At 59.6% G+C, this 16741-nt stretch carries 23 protein-coding genes; 14 read left to right on the top strand and 9 right to left on the bottom strand.

Translation table 11 applies throughout. The features are described 5' to 3' along the window. Positions 1-4 precede the first annotated feature (4 nt). The 4 genes from ACQUSW_RS00320 to ACQUSW_RS00305 are packed head-to-tail and all read left to right on the top strand — an operon-like array spanning position 5 to position 5637. Entirely contained in the window at positions 5-2134 is a 2130-nt protein-coding gene (locus tag ACQUSW_RS00320) for an MMPL family transporter (protein ID WP_428930302.1), read from the top strand. Then, positions 2100-3356: a sensor histidine kinase gene (locus ACQUSW_RS00315; RefSeq protein WP_428930301.1), complete on the top strand. Its 1257-nt coding sequence runs from the start codon at positions 2100-2102 to the stop codon at positions 3354-3356. Before ACQUSW_RS00320 ends, ACQUSW_RS00315 begins: the two co-directional genes overlap by 35 nt. Further along, positions 3353-3973: a response regulator gene (locus tag ACQUSW_RS00310; protein WP_428930300.1), complete on the top strand. Its 621-nt coding sequence runs from the start codon at positions 3353-3355 to the stop codon at positions 3971-3973. Before ACQUSW_RS00315 ends, ACQUSW_RS00310 begins: the two co-directional genes overlap by 4 nt. Positions 3974-3975: 2 nt before the next feature. Continuing rightward, on the top strand, positions 3976-5637 hold the full coding sequence (locus tag ACQUSW_RS00305) for an MFS transporter (RefSeq protein WP_428931238.1): 1662 nt from the start codon (positions 3976-3978) through the stop codon (positions 5635-5637). Here ACQUSW_RS00305 and ACQUSW_RS00300 read toward each other — a convergent pair. Continuing rightward, positions 5634-5807, bottom strand: a complete 174-nt coding sequence (locus ACQUSW_RS00300) for a hypothetical protein (protein WP_428930299.1) — start codon at positions 5805-5807, stop codon at positions 5634-5636. The genes ACQUSW_RS00305 and ACQUSW_RS00300 overlap by 4 nt on opposite strands. 172 nt (positions 5808-5979) lie before the next feature. Here ACQUSW_RS00300 and ACQUSW_RS00295 point away from each other — a divergent pair, with 172 nt between their 5' ends. The 6 genes from ACQUSW_RS00295 to ACQUSW_RS00270 all read left to right on the top strand — a co-directional run bounded on the left by ACQUSW_RS00295 (position 5980) and on the right by ACQUSW_RS00270 (position 10319). After that, positions 5980-7059 carry an iron-containing redox enzyme family protein gene (locus ACQUSW_RS00295; RefSeq protein ID WP_428930298.1) on the top strand — a complete coding sequence of 360 codons (1080 nt, stop codon included), beginning with the start codon at positions 5980-5982 and terminating at the stop codon, positions 7057-7059. Next, positions 7059-7259 (top strand): CDGSH iron-sulfur domain-containing protein, encoded by a 201-nt coding sequence (locus ACQUSW_RS00290; RefSeq protein ID WP_428930297.1) that lies wholly within the window; start codon positions 7059-7061, stop codon positions 7257-7259. Before ACQUSW_RS00295 ends, ACQUSW_RS00290 begins: the two co-directional genes overlap by 1 nt. Further along, the gene (locus ACQUSW_RS00285; RefSeq protein WP_428930296.1) at positions 7259-8305 is read left to right on the top strand and encodes a glycosyltransferase family 2 protein; all 1047 of its coding nucleotides are present in this window, start codon (positions 7259-7261) and stop codon (positions 8303-8305) included. The genes ACQUSW_RS00290 and ACQUSW_RS00285 overlap by 1 nt, the downstream gene beginning before the upstream one ends. Then, positions 8278-8826 carry a type 1 glutamine amidotransferase domain-containing protein gene (locus tag ACQUSW_RS00280; protein WP_428930295.1) on the top strand — a complete coding sequence of 183 codons (549 nt, stop codon included), beginning with the start codon at positions 8278-8280 and terminating at the stop codon, positions 8824-8826. The genes ACQUSW_RS00285 and ACQUSW_RS00280 overlap by 28 nt, the downstream gene beginning before the upstream one ends. 75 nt (positions 8827-8901) lie before the next feature. After that, positions 8902-9783, top strand: a complete 882-nt coding sequence (locus ACQUSW_RS00275; RefSeq protein WP_428930294.1) for an SDR family oxidoreductase — start codon at positions 8902-8904, stop codon at positions 9781-9783. Positions 9784-9824: 41 nt separating this feature from the next. Next, positions 9825-10319 carry a hypothetical protein gene (locus tag ACQUSW_RS00270; RefSeq protein ID WP_428930293.1) on the top strand — a complete coding sequence of 165 codons (495 nt, stop codon included), beginning with the start codon at positions 9825-9827 and terminating at the stop codon, positions 10317-10319. An 85-nt stretch (positions 10320-10404) separates the two neighbouring features. Here ACQUSW_RS00270 and ACQUSW_RS00265 read toward each other — a convergent pair whose 3' ends face one another. The 8 genes from ACQUSW_RS00265 to ACQUSW_RS00230 all read right to left on the bottom strand — a co-directional run bounded on the left by ACQUSW_RS00265 (position 10405) and on the right by ACQUSW_RS00230 (position 14159). Further along, positions 10405-10668 carry a DUF7218 family protein gene (locus ACQUSW_RS00265; RefSeq protein WP_428930292.1) on the bottom strand — a complete coding sequence of 88 codons (264 nt, stop codon included), beginning with the start codon at positions 10666-10668 and terminating at the stop codon, positions 10405-10407. A gap of 13 nt (positions 10669-10681) precedes the next feature. Then, the gene (locus tag ACQUSW_RS00260; protein ID WP_428930291.1) at positions 10682-10885 is read right to left on the bottom strand and encodes a hypothetical protein; all 204 of its coding nucleotides are present in this window, start codon (positions 10883-10885) and stop codon (positions 10682-10684) included. After that, positions 10872-11252 carry a DUF7882 family protein gene (locus tag ACQUSW_RS00255; protein ID WP_428930290.1) on the bottom strand — a complete coding sequence of 127 codons (381 nt, stop codon included), beginning with the start codon at positions 11250-11252 and terminating at the stop codon, positions 10872-10874. Before ACQUSW_RS00255 ends, ACQUSW_RS00260 begins: the two co-directional genes overlap by 14 nt. An 8-nt stretch (positions 11253-11260) precedes the next feature. Next, positions 11261-11593, bottom strand: a complete 333-nt coding sequence (locus ACQUSW_RS00250; protein ID WP_428930289.1) for a DUF7882 family protein — start codon at positions 11591-11593, stop codon at positions 11261-11263. 185 nt (positions 11594-11778) lie between these two features. After that, positions 11779-12234: an SRPBCC family protein gene (locus ACQUSW_RS00245; RefSeq protein ID WP_428930288.1), complete on the bottom strand. Its 456-nt coding sequence runs from the start codon at positions 12232-12234 to the stop codon at positions 11779-11781. 15 nt (positions 12235-12249) lie between these two features. Next, entirely contained in the window at positions 12250-12924 is a 675-nt protein-coding gene (locus tag ACQUSW_RS00240; RefSeq protein WP_428930287.1) for a flavodoxin family protein, read from the bottom strand. Between the two features lie 74 nt (positions 12925-12998). Next, positions 12999-13469: a DUF4383 domain-containing protein gene (locus ACQUSW_RS00235; protein WP_428930286.1), complete on the bottom strand. Its 471-nt coding sequence runs from the start codon at positions 13467-13469 to the stop codon at positions 12999-13001. A gap of 24 nt (positions 13470-13493) precedes the next feature. Beyond that, the gene (locus ACQUSW_RS00230; RefSeq protein ID WP_428930285.1) at positions 13494-14159 is read right to left on the bottom strand and encodes a DUF6766 family protein; all 666 of its coding nucleotides are present in this window, start codon (positions 14157-14159) and stop codon (positions 13494-13496) included. Positions 14160-14437: 278 nt separating this feature from the next. On the opposite strand from ACQUSW_RS00230, the gene ACQUSW_RS00225 reads away from it, so the two are divergent. The 4 genes from ACQUSW_RS00225 (at position 14438) to ACQUSW_RS00210 (ending at position 16731) form a co-directional block, all read left to right on the top strand. Further along, on the top strand, positions 14438-14794 hold the full coding sequence (locus ACQUSW_RS00225) for a hypothetical protein (protein WP_428930284.1): 357 nt from the start codon (positions 14438-14440) through the stop codon (positions 14792-14794). 21 nt (positions 14795-14815) lie between these two features. After that, the gene (locus ACQUSW_RS00220) at positions 14816-15097 is read left to right on the top strand and encodes a hypothetical protein (RefSeq protein ID WP_428930283.1); all 282 of its coding nucleotides are present in this window, start codon (positions 14816-14818) and stop codon (positions 15095-15097) included. 73 nt (positions 15098-15170) lie between these two features. Beyond that, on the top strand, positions 15171-16175 hold the full coding sequence (locus ACQUSW_RS00215; protein WP_428931237.1) for an NAD(P)H-quinone oxidoreductase: 1005 nt from the start codon (positions 15171-15173) through the stop codon (positions 16173-16175). Continuing rightward, on the top strand, positions 16162-16731 hold the full coding sequence (locus tag ACQUSW_RS00210) for a DUF488 domain-containing protein (RefSeq protein ID WP_428930282.1): 570 nt from the start codon (positions 16162-16164) through the stop codon (positions 16729-16731). The genes ACQUSW_RS00215 and ACQUSW_RS00210 overlap by 14 nt, the downstream gene beginning before the upstream one ends. Positions 16732-16741: the final 10 nt, after the last annotated feature.

The raw sequence follows: 16741 nt of genomic DNA, 5'->3' as shown, positions 1-16741 counted from the left end.
GAGCATGGATGTTTTCGATGCGCGTCGGCGTTTTTCTGATCGGCTGACGTCGCGCCGAGGTGCTTGGGTTGCCCTCGGTGTGACGTTGCTGGGTTTTATCGTTCTTTTTGGTCTCTTCTCGGGCGCTTCGGCTCCTGTGCTGTCTGATCAGGCTCCCGCTGATTCGGAGTCGGCACAGGCTGCGGCACTGCTCAAAGACTTTCCGGATGCCGATAAACAGTCGGTTCTTCTCGTTGCGTCACGCACCGACGGATCGCACCTCACTGACGCCGACCGCGCAGGTCTGGAGCGGGTGAAGGATGCCGTTCGTTCCGTTGCGGCAGACGATGTTTCGGGCCCGATCATGAGTGAAGACGAGGAGGCAGCCGTCATGGTTGCCCCCATCACCGTGGGCGATTCGAATTCAGAAACGGCCACTGTGCTTGCTGATGTGCGAGCGAGTGTGGCTGAGGCACCGGTTGACGGGGTCACTATTTTTGTGACGGGCGGCCCTGCGTTTGGCGCCGATATTGCTGCGGCGTTTGACGGCGCCGACTTTACGCTTCTGGCGGTCACGATTCTTATCGTTGCGGTGCTGTTGATTGTCACCTACCGCTCCCCTGTGCTGTGGTTATTGCCGTTGACTATTGTGGCGCTGGCTGATGGTGCGGCGGGAAGAGTCACAGCGGCTGCAGCGCAGGCGTGGAATCTGCAGTTCGACGCAGGCATTATTAGCGTTCTTGTTTTTGGTGCGGGCACCAACTACGCGCTGCTGCTGATCTCTCGGTACCGCGAAGAGCTCGAGCGCCACGAGAACCATCGTGATGCACTGTCGTCGGCGTGGCGTGCAACGGTGCCGGCTATTGTGGCGTCGAACCTCACCGTGGTTATTGCTCTGCTGTCGCTGGCGCTCGCTGTTATTCCCGGCACGCGCGGGCTCGGTGTGTCATCTGCGCTGGGGCTCGTGCTGGCTTTGGCTGCTGTGCTGTTTGGTTTGCCTCCGCTGTTGGCCGTGTGTGGCCGCCGGGTATTCTGGCCGTTTATTCCTCGGCCTGGCGGCACAGCCGCAACAGGTCGTGTATGGCGTCGTGTGGCGACGGGTGTTGTTCGCCGTCCGGTGATCAGCGCGGTGGCCGGCCTCGCGCTGCTGGGAGTCATGGCTGCTGGTCTTATCGGCACAACGGTGGGTCTTGACCAAATGGAGAAATTCCGTGTGCAGTCAGAGTCGGCGACCGGGCTCGAAGTGCTCGCGGAGCATTTCCCTGCTGGTGAGGCACAGCCCGTCATGATTGTTGCCCGCAGCGGGCAGGCCGATGAGGTCGTCGAGGCTGTGCGCGACGTCTCGGGTGTTGTTCGTGCACACCCCGCCGGTACCAACGACTCTGCTGGCCTCACGTCGATTATGGTGACGGGCGAGTATGCGCCGGGCACCCCCGAGAGTCTCGCCCAGATCGCGCACTTGCGTGATGCCGCGCATTCGGTGGCCGATGCCGACGCTCGTGTGGGTGGCGCGGTCGCGACCGATGTGGATGCCCGGGCAGGTAACGTCCGTGACCTGTGGGTGGTTGCGCCGCTGGTGATCGTCATCAGCTTTATTGTGCTGACGATTTTGCTGCGCTCGCTGGTTGCGCCGGTGCTGCTATTGGTCGTCAACGTTCTCAGTGCTGTGGCCGCCATCGGTGCCGGGGCATGGTTGAGCCGGATGCTGTTCGATCAGCCCGCCCTCGATCTGCAAGTGCCGCTGCTGTCGTTCTTGTTCCTCGTGGCGCTCGGGATTGATTACACGATCTTTCTCGTCCATCGAGCACGCACAGAAGCTGCCGCTGTGGGTACGCGCGAGGGCATGATTCGTGCCGTTGCAGGCACGGGTAGCGTCATTACCAGTGCTGGTCTGGTTCTGGCCGGTGTTTTCGCTGCGCTGGGAGTCTTGCCGTTAGTCACGCTGGGGCAACTGGGGCTCATTGTGGGCGTGGGGGTCGTTGTCGACACGATTGTGGTGCGCACGATTATTGTTCCCGCACTGTTTAGCCTGCTCGGCGATACCGTGTGGTGGCCGAAGAATCCACGGCGCGTGCGAGTGGCATCCGGCGCTTCACAGCAGCACAGCACAGAATCGAATCATGAGCATCGTCGCAGCACCTCTCTCGCACGATGATCGGCCGGGCCTGACGGTCATCGCATCGTCAGGCTCCGCCGTGCGTGCCATGCAGGTGGGTCAGCATGTTATTGCGGCACTGCTGATTGTGATCGGGGTTGTCCGCGCCGTGGGCACGGGAACCCCCGTGGTCACGGCCGTGATGACGGGAATCGCGGTGCTGGGATGGCACACCCTGGGCGCCGCCATTTCTCCCCAGCCCCAGCAGTACAGCCGTGCTGTGTGGTGGCTGGTGGGGTTTGCTGTCATATGGGCAACGACCCTGCTGGTCTCGGCCGAATTTATTTGGCTGGCATTTTTGCTGTGGCTGCTGGCCGGTCATTTACTGCGCACCGGCTGGGCGCTGCTGTTTTCAGCCGTTGTGTATGCCGCGGTGATAGCAGCGCCGCTCGTTCATCACGGCACTACCAGCTATGCCAACGTATTTGGCCCGCTCATCGGGGGCGTCTTTGCGTTCGGTATTTCACGCGGCTATCTCGAACTGCTGCGTGAAGCGGCTCAACGCGAGCGGCTGGTAGCCTCGCTACGCCGAGCTCAAGAAGAAACCGCCGCCGTGCAAGAAGAGCTTGCTGTGGCACAACGGCACGCCGGAGCAATGGAAGAGCGCACCCGCATATCTCGTGATATTCACGACACCATTGCGCAGAGCTTGTCGTCGATCAAACTTCTGGCCCACGCGGGCACAAACTCATCGACCGATGATTTGTCGAACACTCTGCACCACATCGAAACCCTCGCAGCCGACAGCATCGGCGATGTGCGGCGTATCGTTGCTGCTCTGGTGCCTACGCAGTTGGAAGAAGCAGCGCTAGAGAGTGCATTGGCACGGCTGCTGGACCGACTAAACGACGAAACCGGTGCGGTCACGCAGCTGCGTGTTGATGATGACATGCCTGCGCTGGCGATGTCGACAGAGATTGCGCTTCTCCGCATGGCGCAGTCAGCTCTAGCCAATGTTCGCCTGCACGCCCACGCGAACACCGTCGTTGTAACACTGGCCACGACGGGTGACACTATTCGTCTTGACATCCACGATGACGGACAGGGTTTTGATGTGGCGGCGTGGGCCGCCTCCAGCAATGAACGGTCGTCGAGCTTTGGCCTGCGTATTATGAGCGATCGCTTGGCTGAGCTCGGTGGTGGTCTGGATATTGAGAGTACGCCGGGTGAGGGCACAGCGCTTTCGGCCTATATTCCTCATACTGCTTCGGAGGAATCATGACTATTTCTGTTCTGCTCGTCGACGATCACCCCGTGGTGCGCACGGGGTTGCGTGCGGTTTTGTCCGAGCATAAAAAAATCAGCATCGTGGGCGAGGCCGCAACAGGAGAAGAAGCGATCGCTCTCGCCACCGAGGTGCGTCCCGATGTTGTGCTGTGTGATCTGCGCCTGGGTGAAGGTATCGATGGTATTGCTACGACGGCGGCCCTGCGTTCCTCGATGCATCCTCCGGCGGTCATCATTATTTCTACCTTTGATCGCGATGCCGAAGTAATCGGTGCCATCGAGGCAGGCGCAGCCGGATACCTGCTCAAAGACGCCGACCCGGAGGTCATTGTCGACGGCATTGTCCGGGCAGCATCCGGACAGACCGCGCTCTCGCCCGAACTCACAAGCCGCGTGCTGCAGGGCATGAGCAGGCCGCTTCCGCGGCTGACCGACCGCGAACGCGAAGTGTTGCAGTGGGCAGCGCAGGGATCGTCGAACCAGCAAATTGCCCGAGGACTTTTTGTCACCGAAGCGACCGTGAAGAGTCACCTCGCACACATTTTTACCAAACTCGACGTTGATAGTCGCTCGCGCGCCATTCACCGTGCCCAAGAGATGGGTTTGTTATGAACATGAGTTATTCGCCGGATGCCGCACAGCAGGCCCCCACTCGCCGCGACTGGCTGGGGCTCGCCGTTCTTGCCGTGGGGCTCGGGCTTATTGTGCTCGACGGCACGATCGTGGGAGTTGCTCTGCCCGCAATCATTACCGACATTGGTTTGACACTCACTGATGCACAGTGGGTCAACAGCCTCTATGCGGTTGTGCTCGCGGCTCTTTTGTTGTCGACCGGGTCACTTGCCGATCGATGGGGGCGTCGCCGCACGTTTCTGCTGGGCCTTGTGATTTTTATTGCTGGCAGTGTTGTGGCGGCGACCTCGGCGGCCGCGGCGCCGCTCATTGGTGCTCGTGCCGTGCAGGCGGTGGGCGCCGCACTCATCATGCCGTCGACGCTGTCGACCGTGAACGCTGTCTTTCGAGGCCGCTACCGTGCGGCAGCATTTGGCGTGTGGGGGGCGGTTATTTCGGGGGCGGCCGCGGTCGGCCCTCTGGCCGGCGGTGCGCTCACGCAGTGGGCGTCGTGGCACTGGATTTTTCTGGTCAATGTGCCGCTGGGCATCGCTGTCGCGGTGGCGGCCGTGTTTACGGTGAAAGAGACAAAGGGCAGTAAGCCTCTTCCTGGTGTCGATGTCGATGGCGCGCTGTTGAGCGCCATCGGCTTTGGTGCGCTGGTCTTTGCTGTCATTGAGGGGCCCGATCTGGGGTGGTGGAAGCCCGACGGCGAGTTTGCTGTCTTTGGCTGGGCGTGGCCGCACGATGCAGCGATCTCGGTGGTGCCTATTGCTTTCGCTGTTGCCGCTGTGGCGATTGTGCTGTTTATCGTGTGGGAGCGCCACCGCGAGAAGGTGCAGCGGGCTGCGCTGCTTGATCTTCGGCTGTTTTCTTTTGCTACGTTTTCGTGGGGCAACACTACGGCGGCGATGGTTGCGATCGGCGAGTTTGCGCTCATTTTTGTTTTGCCGCTGTATCTCATCAACGCGCTGGGCTTTAGTGTGATGAATGCGGGTCTGGTTCTGGCCGCTATGGCTATTGGCGCATTTGCTTCGGGGGCAATGGCTCGACATCTTGCGGCACGACTGGGCGCGCCTGGAACAGTTGTGCTGGGGCTGGGCCTTGAGGTGGTGGGCGCTCTCGCACTTGCACTGTTCTTGCGGCCCAATAGCGCGGGGTTTGTTCTTGCAGTGCCGCTTGTTGTCTATGGCTTGGGCCTTGGTTTAGCGTCAGCGCAGCTGACGGGTACTGTTCTGCGCGATATTCCGGTGGGAGTATCGGGACAGGGTTCGGCGACGCAGAGCACCGTGCGACAGATCGGTTCGGCGCTGGGTACAGCGATTTCTGGCGCTGTGTTGTCTGTTGCTCTGGCCGTCACTCTGCCCGCGGCACTGGCCAACGCTGGGGTTTCGGGTGCACAGGCTGATCAGGTTGCCGAAGCTACGCGGCAATCAGCAGGAACCATGATTCCCCAGTTACGTGCCCAGGGCTCACATAGCAGTCTCGGCACAGAGACTGCCGCCGCTGTGGATGCTCTTGCGGCAGGGTTCACGGATGCCACGCGCTGGGCGATCCTTTTTGCCGTCGCGTTTCTGTTGCTGGGCCTTGTCGGCGCCCTGCTACTGCGTCGTGCAGCTGATCGGGTCGACGCGCGGCCTCCCGAGTCAGAGCAGCACGCCTAGCGTTCGGGCGTCGGGTGGCCGGTGGCAGACACGGCAACGGCCAGTTTGGTGCCGAGCACGGTGCAGACCCCCACGAGGCAGGTCGCAGAGGCGGCGAAAACAGCGGCGGCCAGTTTGGCTCCGAAGGCGGCGCCGATCCCCACGAAGCTGGGCGTAAGGGTGGCGAACACTAGTCACAGCATGGGTTCCAACGCTCCGTGAAGTTTCCGGGTGGGGTCATTCGCAGTCTGACCCCACCCGGTTCTCGTGTGCGGTGTCTTGTACTAGCCAAACGCTGGAGAGTCAACGCCCTTGGGCGTGAGCGCGCAGGGCATAAGACTCAGCGTAACGATCGGAGTCTTCATGGTTTCAGTTATCAGCCCCGTGGCAATGCGGTTGCCATTCATGGCGAGAGGACCGTTGAGCGAATGGGTTATTCACGTTCTGACGGGTGTGCGAGATATCGATGATGAGGGCGCATCGCTGGCCCGTACGTGTGCGGCGAATACGTCCGACGCCGTGCGCGACGACGACCTTCACACGGCGCTTTACGTGTTGTACGCATCGATGTACGGAAGCTTTGACGCCCTGGATGCCGCCTTGGAGTGGCATCCGAAACTCATTGCCGTGCGCTGCGAGCTGGAGGCACGTTTTGAGCATGATCTGCGAGCCGAAGTCGGTCGCCCTGGTGCTGAAGAAGTGGCTCCGACCCTTGACGCCGTAGCACGCGCACTCTTCGCAATGACGGGGGCCGACAGCGGCCCGAGCCTTTCACGCTACGTGGCAAAAAAAGCGAATGCTGACCAGGTACGCGAATTTCTGATTCAACGTTCTGTATACACGTTGCGTGAGGCAGACCCTCATTCGTGGGCGATTCCGCGTTTACAGGGGCGGCCGAAGGCTGCCCTCGTCGAAGTACAAGCGGATGAATATGGTGGCGGTCGACCCGACCGTGTACACGCAACGCTTTTCGCGATCGCTATGGAGGGAGCGGGTCTCACCAGCACGTACGGCGCCTATGTCGATGATGTGCCGGCGATAACGCTCGCTAATCACAACATGATGTCGATGTTCGGTCTGCAACGGCGGTTGATCGGTGCGATAGCCGGGCATCTGGCAGCTTTCGAAATGACCTCATCGATTCCCAACCGTCTGTACGCCGATGGAATGCGCAGACTCGGTTTTAGCTCTGCCGTCACCGACTACTTTGACGAGCATGTCGAAGCGGATGCCGTGCACGAGCAAATCGCAGGGCGTGACCTGGCCGGCAGTCTGGTAGAAGACCGGCCGGAACTGCGCGACGATGTGCTCTTCGGTGCTGCAGCATGCCTCTATATGGACGGCTGCGTGGGCCGCCACATTTTGCAGGCGTGGGAGCATGGCGCTTCGTCACTGCGTGGCGCGGGAGCTGACTGGAACCAGCATGATCGGCAGGCAATGTAATGGCAGAAGAAAAAGGCACGATTACGCCGTACCCCGATGGCCCACTCATTGTTCGTGGCGACGTGCAACTGTGTACCCCCGACGGTGAACCTATGGAACATCACCGTCGCACGATTGCGCTGTGCCGCTGCGGTTTGTCCATGCTGAAGCCACTGTGTGATGGTTCACATAAAACCACAGGCTTTCGAACGGACGACTAATGCCGAACCCTGCGATAGCTGAATACGTTTTACCGCTACGGTGGAGCGGCGGAGCAGCCGACGATGAGCCGCTGCTCGATTTAACGCGCTATCTAGCGCAGCTGCGTCGATGGGTCGACGTGACGGTGGTCGATGGCTCGGTCGACGACGAGTTCGCTCTGCACTCGCGTCTGTGGTCGCACCTGGTGCGCCACGTACGCCCCACCGTATCGGTCGGGCTCAATGGCAAGACACGCGGCGTGCTGAGCGGTGTTGATATGGCCCGTCATGAACTGATCATCATTGCCGACGATGATGTTCGATACGACCGTCAGTCGCTATTGGCCGTCGTCGACCGATTGCGTGCAGCAGATCTCGTGCGACCCCACAATTATTTTCACCCGTTACCCTGGCATGCGCGATGGGATACAGGGCGCACTCTGATGAACCGTGCCGTGCTGGGTGACTACCCGGGAACGTATGGCCTGCGTCGATCAATCATGCGACGCATCGGCGGCTACGATCCCAATGCGCTATTTGAAAACCTCGAACTTGAACGCACGGTGCGGGCCGCGGGCGGCATTGTTCACCACTCCCCCGAAATTATTGTGGCGCGGCGTCCGCCCACCGTCACGCATTTTTTGGGACAGCGGGTGCGCCAGGCCTACGACAGCTGGGCTCAGCCGCTGCGTCTTGTCGCAGAGGCCGCTCTACTGCCGACCATTGTGTGCGCTCGCAGGCATCCGGCGGTACTCACTCTCTGTGCAGCCAGTGTCATCGCCATTGCTGAATTCGGGCGGCAACGCCACAGCGGGCGCGCTGTTTATCCAGCCAGCAGCAGTCTGTGGGCTCCGCTATGGGTTATGGAACGCGCAATCACGAGCTGGATGGCCATTTTCTTGCGGCTGCGTGGCGGCCCACGATACAGCGACGGCCGGATGCCGCTGGCCGCGCATCAACCTCGAACCCTACGCCGTCTGCTCACAAACGTGCAGAGGCGCACCTACGCCCTCTATTCCCCTCAAAGAAAGGAAGAACAATGGCCTCTATCGAAAACAAGCGGATAGCTTTTTTGGCCACCGACGGATTTGAAGACAGTGAGCTGACTTCGCCGTGGAAGGCTGTCACCGATGCGGGGGCACAGGCGGTGATGATTGCTCCGCGCGGCGAAGAAATCACCGGCAAGAATGGACACCGGCAGCACGTCGACTACTCCGTCACCCAAACGGCATCCGATGAATATGACGCTCTTGTCTTGCCCGGCGGTGTGGTCAATGCCGACCATCTGCGTATGGACCATGATGCTGTGGCCTTTGCTCGCGCATTTTTCACCCAGCACAAGCCGGTGGGTGTGATCTGTCACGGTTCGTGGATTCTTATCGAAGCCGATGTGGTTGATGGCCGACGTATGACGAGCTACCCGAGCCTGCAAACCGATCTTCGCAACGCCGGAGCCGACTGGGTAGACGAAGAAGTTGTCGTTGACCAGGGCCTGGTATCGAGCCGTACGCCTGATGACCTACCGGCCTTTAACGACAAACTTGTCGAAGAAATCGGTGAAGGAAAACACGGCGGGCAAACCGCGTAGCATCCGGCATGCCAGCTAGACCTGGCACTGTCAAGGCCCTGGGGTCGTCGGTGTGCTCGCTCGTAGGGTGCAACTATGACCGAGAACCTCATCGACCCCAGGACCAAGTACCAACAGAGCGGTTTTCCGCAGGGCGATGGCGAGCAGCCAGGCTTGACGGATGAGACCGTGCCGCGGCCCGACCACGGCGAAGACACCTATCGCGGTTGCGAGAAGCTGGCAGGTCGTCGCGCGCTGGTCACAGGAGGAGACTCCGGGATCGGGCGCGCAGTGGCTATTGCCTATGCTCGCGAAGGCGCTGATGTCGCCATCAACTATTTGCCCGAAGAACGGGCGGACGCCGAGAGCACAGCACACCTCATCGAAGCAGCCGGTCGGCGCGCAGTGCTGCTGCCCGCCGACCTCACCGACGAAGATGCGGCCACGGGCGTTGTGCGTGATGCGCGCGAGGAACTCGGTGGTCTCGACCTGCTCGTGCTTAATGCCGGATACCAGAAGCAGCGTGAAACTGACGCCGACTTTTCGACAGAAGAGTTTGATCGTGTGATGCGCACGAATCTCTATGCCGCGTTCTGGATGAGCCGTGAGGCTCTGCCCCATATGGCCGCGGGCTCGTCAATTATTGTGACGACGTCAATTCAGGCGTTTTCTCCCTCCCCCGGGTTACTCGACTACGCGATGACCAAGGCTGCGCTCGTAGCTTTTGTGCAGGCGATGGCCGAGCAGCAGGGCGAATCGGGCATTCGCGTGAACGGTGTTGCTCCCGGCCCGATCTGGACGCCGCTGATTCCGGCCACCGGATGGCCCAAGAAGTTGCCGCACTTTGGGCAAGACACGCCGCTTGGGCGCGCCGGGCAACCCGCCGAACTCGCCGGTGCCTATGTATATCTGGCGTCGGATGACGCATCATACGTATCAGGGGCGATCCTTCCTGTCACCGGAGGACGCCACCTATAACCATGCGGGGTGACCGACGGATACCGAAGGGAGTAACCGCCATGCAATACAACACAAGGGATCCAGAAGAACCAACAACGACCCACGCGGGATGGGGTGAGGGTAATCCGCAGCTGCTCGTTTCGTCAGCCGATAAACGTTTTGCTTTTGATCTGACACAAGACACCGTGACGATTGGATCTGCGGCCGACTGCGTGCTTCGTCTGCCCTCCATTGACCCACATCACGCCACGGTGACTCACGACTCTCGCGATGAGTACGTTGTGACGTTGCACGGCGAGGGCGAAATGAATGCCAGTCCTGCCACAACGGCTACTCCCCAGGGTGAGCGCAGCGAAATCATGCGCACGGGCGCACGTTTTACTGCGGGCCCGTGGACGTTTGTGTTTACCCGCGAAGAGTTTGCCGACCACGGCCGCCCCTTTGGGGGCCGAGAGGGTGGTGAGCTCTCTGACCAGAAGCCGCAACCGGAACGCCCCGATTACACGACGGCGACCGGCGATGAACCACGCGACTGGGAAGTCCGCGACGCCTAGTGAGTGACGTACACAAAGAGGTTGTGTAAAAAGGTGAGGGATGTGCAGCAGTGACTGCCATCCCTCACCTTTGTGCGTTGGGCATTCAGCTGTTACGCAGAGCTTTAATCAGCTCACTCTTCTTTTTGTTCGAGTAGCCGTGCAAACCAATTTCTTTTGCGCGCGCTTTGAGTTCTTTCACTGTCCAGTCTTCGTAACTCTGCGATGTGCCGCCGCGATGCCCCACGGTTGATCGGCCGTCGCGCGCCGCGGCATTAGCGATGCGCGCCGCTTTCTGTTCCGAAGCGCCCGATTTGCGAACGCTCTGGTAAACCTCTTCGTCTTTAATGCTGGAGCGGGGCATGGTCATCCTTCCTTCCGTGTTAGTCGACCGGTTCTTGCTGAGTGGCAATAAAGTCAATGTCTTGCTGAGAAAGACGGTCGGCATCGCTGACTTCGTGGCCGGTGACACGAGCGATCTCGCGTTGAACTTCGCTGGACAGAGTGGCATCCGGATGCTCACGAATAGCGTGTTTCGCTTCGATAGAGAGTTTCGGCCACCACGTGTGGATATCAGGAAGCGTCATCGTTTTCTCCTTGCTCGCTCTCGTGCGTGCTGTAGCTGGGCCAGTCACCATCAGCCTCGGCGGACGGCTCAAAGTGCTCGGACACCAATCGGATTCCGCCGGTTGAGTGAGCAGAGTTCGCCAGCTCATCGAGCCACGCAGGACTAATCTCTGGGTTTTCAGGGCTGTCGAACGTAAATCGCAGCGGGATCGACGGATGCAGCCACACCGTGCTGCGTCCGCCGGCCTGGTCTTCCGGGTGTTTCCACGACAGAGTAAAGCTTTCACCTCGCCGCAGTTTCGTCGTGATAACAATTTTGAGGTGCGCTAGCGCGGTGTCTTCGATCTCGATGGGCCCGTAAGGACCGCCATAGAACAGTACGCCCATGTCTGTGCCTAGCCCGCTACCGACGACGGACGACGGGCCTCGAGTTCGGAGGGTTCGGGAACCAAGCGGAGCCCCGAAGGAGAGTTCGCGGTGTACGCCAAAGCATCGATCCATGCCGTGTTGAGTGCTGGCCTACGACTGCCGTGGTATTTATATACCAGCGGTACGGCCTGGTGAAGCCAGACGCTTGTGCGGCCTCCCCCCACGCTGGCGTCTTCACGCCACGTAAAGTAGAACGACTCGCCGCGGCGGAGTTTGGTGCCGATCACAATCTGCAAATGAGCGAGCGTACGGTCTTCCACCTCTACTTTGACGGTCTCGTCATAAATAAACTTGCCCATAAAACACCTCAATCCATAAAAAAGACCGCGGTGGAGGAATGCATGCTCCCCAGCCGCGGTCTTCGTTTTTTATAACCATTGCAGTCTTTCCCCGTGCTGGCAATGATTATGCGTGAGTTTTCGGCGCTCTCTCAGTCAAATGCCTATTATCGGACGGTGAACACTAATGTGACGCTGCTGTTGAATTAGCGTTCACCAATCGACCCGCGCCACCCTCCCGTGGCCGTGCCGCGTTCGTTCATAAATTCCTTGAACCGTTCGAGGTCGCGCTCCGCGGCTCGCTCGTCAAGGTTGAGCGCTGCGCCTACTCTCTCCATGATCCCTTCGGGTACCCAACCCATCATGAGAGAAACACGCGTGCCCCCGGCCGCGTTTTCAAACTGCACCTCGCCGATGTGAAGCTGCTCGTCCTGGCTCTCCCATCGAATGAGCTGATCGGGCAGCTGCTCGGTAATAACTGCATCGAAAGCGCGTTCGACGCCCGCGATGTCGACTTCCCAGTGCGTGCGTTCGTCTCCCAACTGCGTCACGCTCTTTACTGCTTCCATGAACCGCGGAAAGTCTTCAAACTGCGTCCACTGGTCGTAGACCTCACGCAGTGGTGCATCGACGATCGTGCTAGCGGTAACTTTGGTGATCATTGTGTGCCCCTTCACTCATGAGTCTTGGTCACTTGCTGGGAACGGGTTCTGTTTCAAAAGACGCGCCAGATGTACGGCATTGGCTGCAGCGGCGGTAACTGTTTGCTGAGTAACACTCGGGGTTTCGTCGAGGTCAATAAAGTCGACCTTGTGCATGGCTTCGCCGTTCCAATACACCCCTGCCTGCGCGGGGATAACAAAGCCGACATCAGAAAGAGATTGTGAAGCAATGCCAATAATGTGGTGAGCACCGTCTTCGTTACCAACAACAACGGGTACCGCCACTTTGTCATACAGCGAGGGGCGACCCTGCTCGTCGGTTTCTGCGAGCTCGGCGTCAAGGCGTTCGAGCACGCGCTGCGCGACGCTGGAATGCTGCCCCATCCAGGTGGGCGTAGCAAAAACGAAGATGTCGGCAGAGAGAATCTGGTTGAGTAGCTCCGGCCAGGCGTCACCCTCACCCATGTTGCGTTCGACACCGGGAAAGATGTCGTGGTCGACAACCCGCACACTCGTCATCGAGCAACCTCGGGCCGCCATAGCTGTTGCGACGAGGCCGCTCAGGCGATCCGTGCTGGAGGCCGCCGGAGACGGTTTGAGTGAGCAGTTAAAAACCACGCCACGCAATGGCACGTCTTGGTTTGACTGCTGCTCGCTATGTGGGGAGGGGAGAGAAGTCTGATCAGTCATAGTTGCACACTATGGCGGGGTGTTTCTCGGCGCACGGGGGTAGCGCAACCGCGATGAATGATGTAGGTCACCGGCTAGACAATGGTGTGTGATTCTCGAGGTTGGCCATGCGGGTCGCGAGAAATGATCAAACCGGATGCCGCCATAACGGCGGCCAACCCGATGTGCAGCCAGTTATCGGCGGGGTTGATGGCAAGAAAATTCACCTCTGGGTGCCCGACCGCATACAGGCCAAAGATCCATAAAACAACGAAGAACGCGGCTCCCCAGAGAAGAAACTGTCGTGATGACCGTGGTCGCATAGCGCACACGATGCCGAGCACTCCTGCGACGATGTGCACGACGTTGTGCACCACTGAGACTCGAAAAACAGTAAAAATGTATGCTTCTGAACCGTTACCGGTCACGGCAAGCTGATCGATCCCACGCGTGATTCCGGGAATAAACCCTGCCACGCCGAGCAGCACAATAACGATTCCTATGGTCATAGAAATTTTTTGCAGCCGCGTCGTCGCGAACTCTGCGGCACGAAATTCCTCGCTCATTGATCTTCTCCTTATTCGCCGTCGTTATTGCTGTGCATAGTGAGGAGCACCCACGGGTTTTGACTCGCTGGACCCTCGTTGACGCAGGTAAATCGCAAACGCGATCATGACGCCGACGGCAAGAAACTCCGACTGCCAGTTCTGCAGCGTGCGGTCCCAAAAGTCGGGCGAGGCAAGGTACTGTGCCCACGAGAGCGTGCTTTGGCCGTGCTGCATCCGGTCACTGTTCATAACGATGTGTCCAGCAACCGACTGCGCAAGCCACGACAGCATGAACAGGGTGCCCATCACGAGCAAGAGAGAGTTTGCATATACCCACTGGCGAAAACCACGGCTACGAGCCCATTGCGGCGAATCGTTGTCGGCAAACCGGCCAACTTTCTGCTGTCGATCGCTCTGCGTGCCTTCGTCTCGCGGCGCTTTCGACTCTGGGGATGACTGCTGCACAAACCACACCGTCGCGGCGATAAACACAAAGAACTGCAAGAACTCCGACTGCCAGTTCTCGGCCACGTCGACAACAAACTCTGATGACCACAGATATTCCCAGTAGCCAGGAGCCGGTTCACCATGCTGCAAGTTTTCGGCTACGGTGACGGCGTGACCGGCAAACGATTGTCCGATCAGTGCGCCAAAAAAGAGCACGAGAAAGACGATGCTCAGAGCGCTGCGCGTGATTCCCTTTTTCACCGACATCATCATCGCCCAAGGCCGGGAATCAGAAACATCAGTGCGAGTCCGACGATCACAGTCAGCATCCAACTCCAAAATATGACTGCCTGCGCCAACATGGGCGTTTTCGTGCTCATCACGGCATCCTTTCTCGACACCACTACGGTGTCTGAAGTGCCGCGCAGCAGGTAGGGGCTTGACTTTGCCGGTGTCGCATGGTGACCGCTTAATGTCAAGGCTCTGGCGTGACTGAGCAGCATCCGGTGCTATCGGATTACCGATCTGAGGAGGAAGCAATGCACGACAACAGCACGGCCGATTTTGCCGATCAAGAAGCACCCGCCGAAGGCAACGACCTCGGTGCCAACACCAGTGACTATGTCGCCGAGCGTGAAGAGTTCGACCGCGATGCCGCAGCGAGCAATGACGATCGTGAAATCGATGAAGAAGCGGGCGAGTTCTATGACGACCTCAATGATCTTGACGACCTCAGCGATCTCAGTCCACTCGATGACGACGACGAAGAACTGCAGGTTGAACGCACCGACACAGAAGACGCCCACCGCGACACAGGAGACCCCAACACCGACCGCGAGTACCTGCAAGACATGCCGCCCGCGCAAGTAAACGAAGACGCCGTCGAACGTAATTAGTACCGCGCCGCGCTGACTCCCATGCGCCAGGTCACTCGAGACGAACCGGGGCTGCGTCGAATACGACGCGGCTCCGGTTTTGAGTACCGCACGGCCACCGGGGCGCATATTGTTGACGATATTGAACGCAGTCGAATCCGTTCGCTGGCCATTCCACCGGCGTGGAACGATGTATGGATTTGCTGCGAGCGCAGCAGCTATATTGACCCTCGCGTATTCGAAAAGTTTGACCGGGGACTCACGGTAGACATCAGTGGGCGCAGCATCGAAGCTCAACTACCCGCATTTTTCGCCGCCGACTAAACCCGGACGGTAGCCTCGATAACGGGCAACGAAAGCGAGGCCAACAATGGCACAGGTAACGATCCCTCAGCATATGCGCGCGGTCCTCTACGACGGCGCCGGCGGTTCGGAAGTCATCACAGTGCGCGATGTTCCCGTGCCCAAACCCGCGCGCGATGAAGTTCTTGTGCGAGTCGCAGCATCCGGAATCAACCGTGCTGATGCCGCACAACGCCGAGGCGTTTACCCTCCTCCCCCGGGTGCGAGCGATATTCCTGGCCTCGAAGTGGCGGGCACGATTGTTGCGCACGGCGAAGCGGTCGACCCAGACGTCTGGCCTCTTCACGCGCCCGTGTGTGCACTGCTAGCGGGCGGTGGCTATGCCGAATACGTGGCGGTACCGGTGGGGCAACTACTTAAGCTGCCCGAAGGTATGTCGCCGCGCGATGCTGCAGCGATCGTTGAGGTCGCCGCCACCGTTGTGTCAAACATGAGCATGACCGTGCAAGTGGCTGAGGGCGACTGGGTGCTCGTGCACGGCGCGTCGGGCGGCATCGGCACATTCGCTGTGCAGTATCTCGCGGCACTCGGTGCACGAGTGATCACCACCGGGTCGTCGGCAGAGAAATTGCAGTGGGCTCGCGACCTGGGTGCTCACCACACCATCAACTACCGCACAGAGAACTTCGCCGACCGCGTGCACGACATCACGGGCGGCCACGGGGCCGACTATATTCTCGACGTGGTCGGCGCAGACTATCTCGCCGACAACCTGGCTGCCCTCGCTGTCGGTGGCCGACTGGTTGTTATTGGCTTAGGAAGCGGCAGCCAGGCTCCGCTTGATTTGGGGCTTCTGCTGCGCAAACGTGCCGGAGTCATCGCAACGTCTCTGCGTCCTCGCCCGACAGAAGAAAAAGCGCGCATTATTGCCGAGGTGCAGCAGCGCGTGTGGCCTCTTCTTACATCGGGTGCTCTGTCTGTTCCGGTGGATCGCGCATTTTCACTGGAGCAAACTCGCGAGGCACACGATTACTTTGATTCAGGGGAACACCGCGGCAAAGTGGTGCTCCTGGTAGGCGAGAGCGATGACGACGAATAAGCCGACCGAGCAGCCTGCGGTGCAACTGCTTACCGTGGGACATTCCACTCACCCCATCGACGAGTTCATTGAATTGCTGCGCGATGCCGGAGCAACCAGACTCGTTGACATTCGCACGCTTCCCGGCTCACGGCATAATCCGCAGTTCAATGAAGAAGAGCTTGCCCCCGTGATGGACGAGGCGGGCATCCCGTATGTGCGCGAAAAGCGTCTGGGCGGGCTCCGTCGCGTGAGTCACGATGTCGATAAATCAACAAATGGTTTTTGGGAAAACGCGAGCTTTCACCGCTACGCCGACTATGCGCTCGGAGAAGAATTTAACGAGGGCCTGGAATGGCTCGTGTCGCTTCTCGACCGCGACGCTAGACCGGCCATCATGTGCTCCGAGGCTGTATGGTGGCGCTGCCATCGGCGCATTGTTGCCGACTACCTCATCGCGCGAGAAATCCGTGTCGGCCACCTTATGCCCGATGGCCGCGTGACACCCGCGACTCTCACTCGCGGCGGGCAGGTTCGCGACGACAAATCAATCGTTTATCCGGCCACCACGATTTAGTGCAGCATCC

The organism is Microbacterium luticellae (assembly GCF_050408645.1).
In the GTDB taxonomy this organism is placed as follows: domain Bacteria; phylum Actinomycetota; class Actinomycetes; order Actinomycetales; family Microbacteriaceae; genus Microbacterium.
This window is presented reverse-complemented; position numbering and strand designations above follow the sequence as displayed.

Excerpts from the sequence above, each read along its gene's own strand:
- ACQUSW_RS00320 (WP_428930302.1), top strand. The coding sequence starts at position 5 with ATGGATGTTTTCGATGCGCGTCGGCGTTTTTCTGATCGGCTGACGTCG.
- ACQUSW_RS00315 (WP_428930301.1), top strand. The coding sequence starts at position 2,100 with ATGAGCATCGTCGCAGCACCTCTCTCGCACGATGATCGGCCGGGCCTG.
- ACQUSW_RS00310 (WP_428930300.1), top strand. The coding sequence starts at position 3,353 with ATGACTATTTCTGTTCTGCTCGTCGACGATCACCCCGTGGTGCGCACG.
- ACQUSW_RS00305 (WP_428931238.1), top strand. The coding sequence starts at position 3,976 with ATGAGTTATTCGCCGGATGCCGCACAGCAGGCCCCCACTCGCCGCGAC.
- ACQUSW_RS00295 (WP_428930298.1), top strand. The coding sequence starts at position 5,980 with ATGGTTTCAGTTATCAGCCCCGTGGCAATGCGGTTGCCATTCATGGCG.
- ACQUSW_RS00290 (WP_428930297.1), top strand. The coding sequence starts at position 7,059 with ATGGCAGAAGAAAAAGGCACGATTACGCCGTACCCCGATGGCCCACTC.
- ACQUSW_RS00285 (WP_428930296.1), top strand. The coding sequence starts at position 7,259 with ATGCCGAACCCTGCGATAGCTGAATACGTTTTACCGCTACGGTGGAGC.
- ACQUSW_RS00280 (WP_428930295.1), top strand. The coding sequence starts at position 8,278 with ATGGCCTCTATCGAAAACAAGCGGATAGCTTTTTTGGCCACCGACGGA.
- ACQUSW_RS00275 (WP_428930294.1), top strand. The coding sequence starts at position 8,902 with ATGACCGAGAACCTCATCGACCCCAGGACCAAGTACCAACAGAGCGGT.
- ACQUSW_RS00270 (WP_428930293.1), top strand. The coding sequence starts at position 9,825 with ATGCAATACAACACAAGGGATCCAGAAGAACCAACAACGACCCACGCG.
- ACQUSW_RS00265 (WP_428930292.1), bottom strand. The coding sequence starts at position 10,668 with ATGACCATGCCCCGCTCCAGCATTAAAGACGAAGAGGTTTACCAGAGC.
- ACQUSW_RS00260 (WP_428930291.1), bottom strand. The coding sequence starts at position 10,885 with ATGACGCTTCCTGATATCCACACGTGGTGGCCGAAACTCTCTATCGAA.
- ACQUSW_RS00255 (WP_428930290.1), bottom strand. The coding sequence starts at position 11,252 with ATGGGCGTACTGTTCTATGGCGGTCCTTACGGGCCCATCGAGATCGAA.
- ACQUSW_RS00250 (WP_428930289.1), bottom strand. The coding sequence starts at position 11,593 with ATGGGCAAGTTTATTTATGACGAGACCGTCAAAGTAGAGGTGGAAGAC.
- ACQUSW_RS00245 (WP_428930288.1), bottom strand. The coding sequence starts at position 12,234 with ATGATCACCAAAGTTACCGCTAGCACGATCGTCGATGCACCACTGCGT.
- ACQUSW_RS00240 (WP_428930287.1), bottom strand. The coding sequence starts at position 12,924 with ATGACTGATCAGACTTCTCTCCCCTCCCCACATAGCGAGCAGCAGTCA.
- ACQUSW_RS00235 (WP_428930286.1), bottom strand. The coding sequence starts at position 13,469 with ATGAGCGAGGAATTTCGTGCCGCAGAGTTCGCGACGACGCGGCTGCAA.
- ACQUSW_RS00225 (WP_428930284.1), top strand. The coding sequence starts at position 14,438 with ATGCACGACAACAGCACGGCCGATTTTGCCGATCAAGAAGCACCCGCC.
- ACQUSW_RS00220 (WP_428930283.1), top strand. The coding sequence starts at position 14,816 with ATGCGCCAGGTCACTCGAGACGAACCGGGGCTGCGTCGAATACGACGC.
- ACQUSW_RS00215 (WP_428931237.1), top strand. The coding sequence starts at position 15,171 with ATGCGCGCGGTCCTCTACGACGGCGCCGGCGGTTCGGAAGTCATCACA.
- ACQUSW_RS00210 (WP_428930282.1), top strand. The coding sequence starts at position 16,162 with ATGACGACGAATAAGCCGACCGAGCAGCCTGCGGTGCAACTGCTTACC.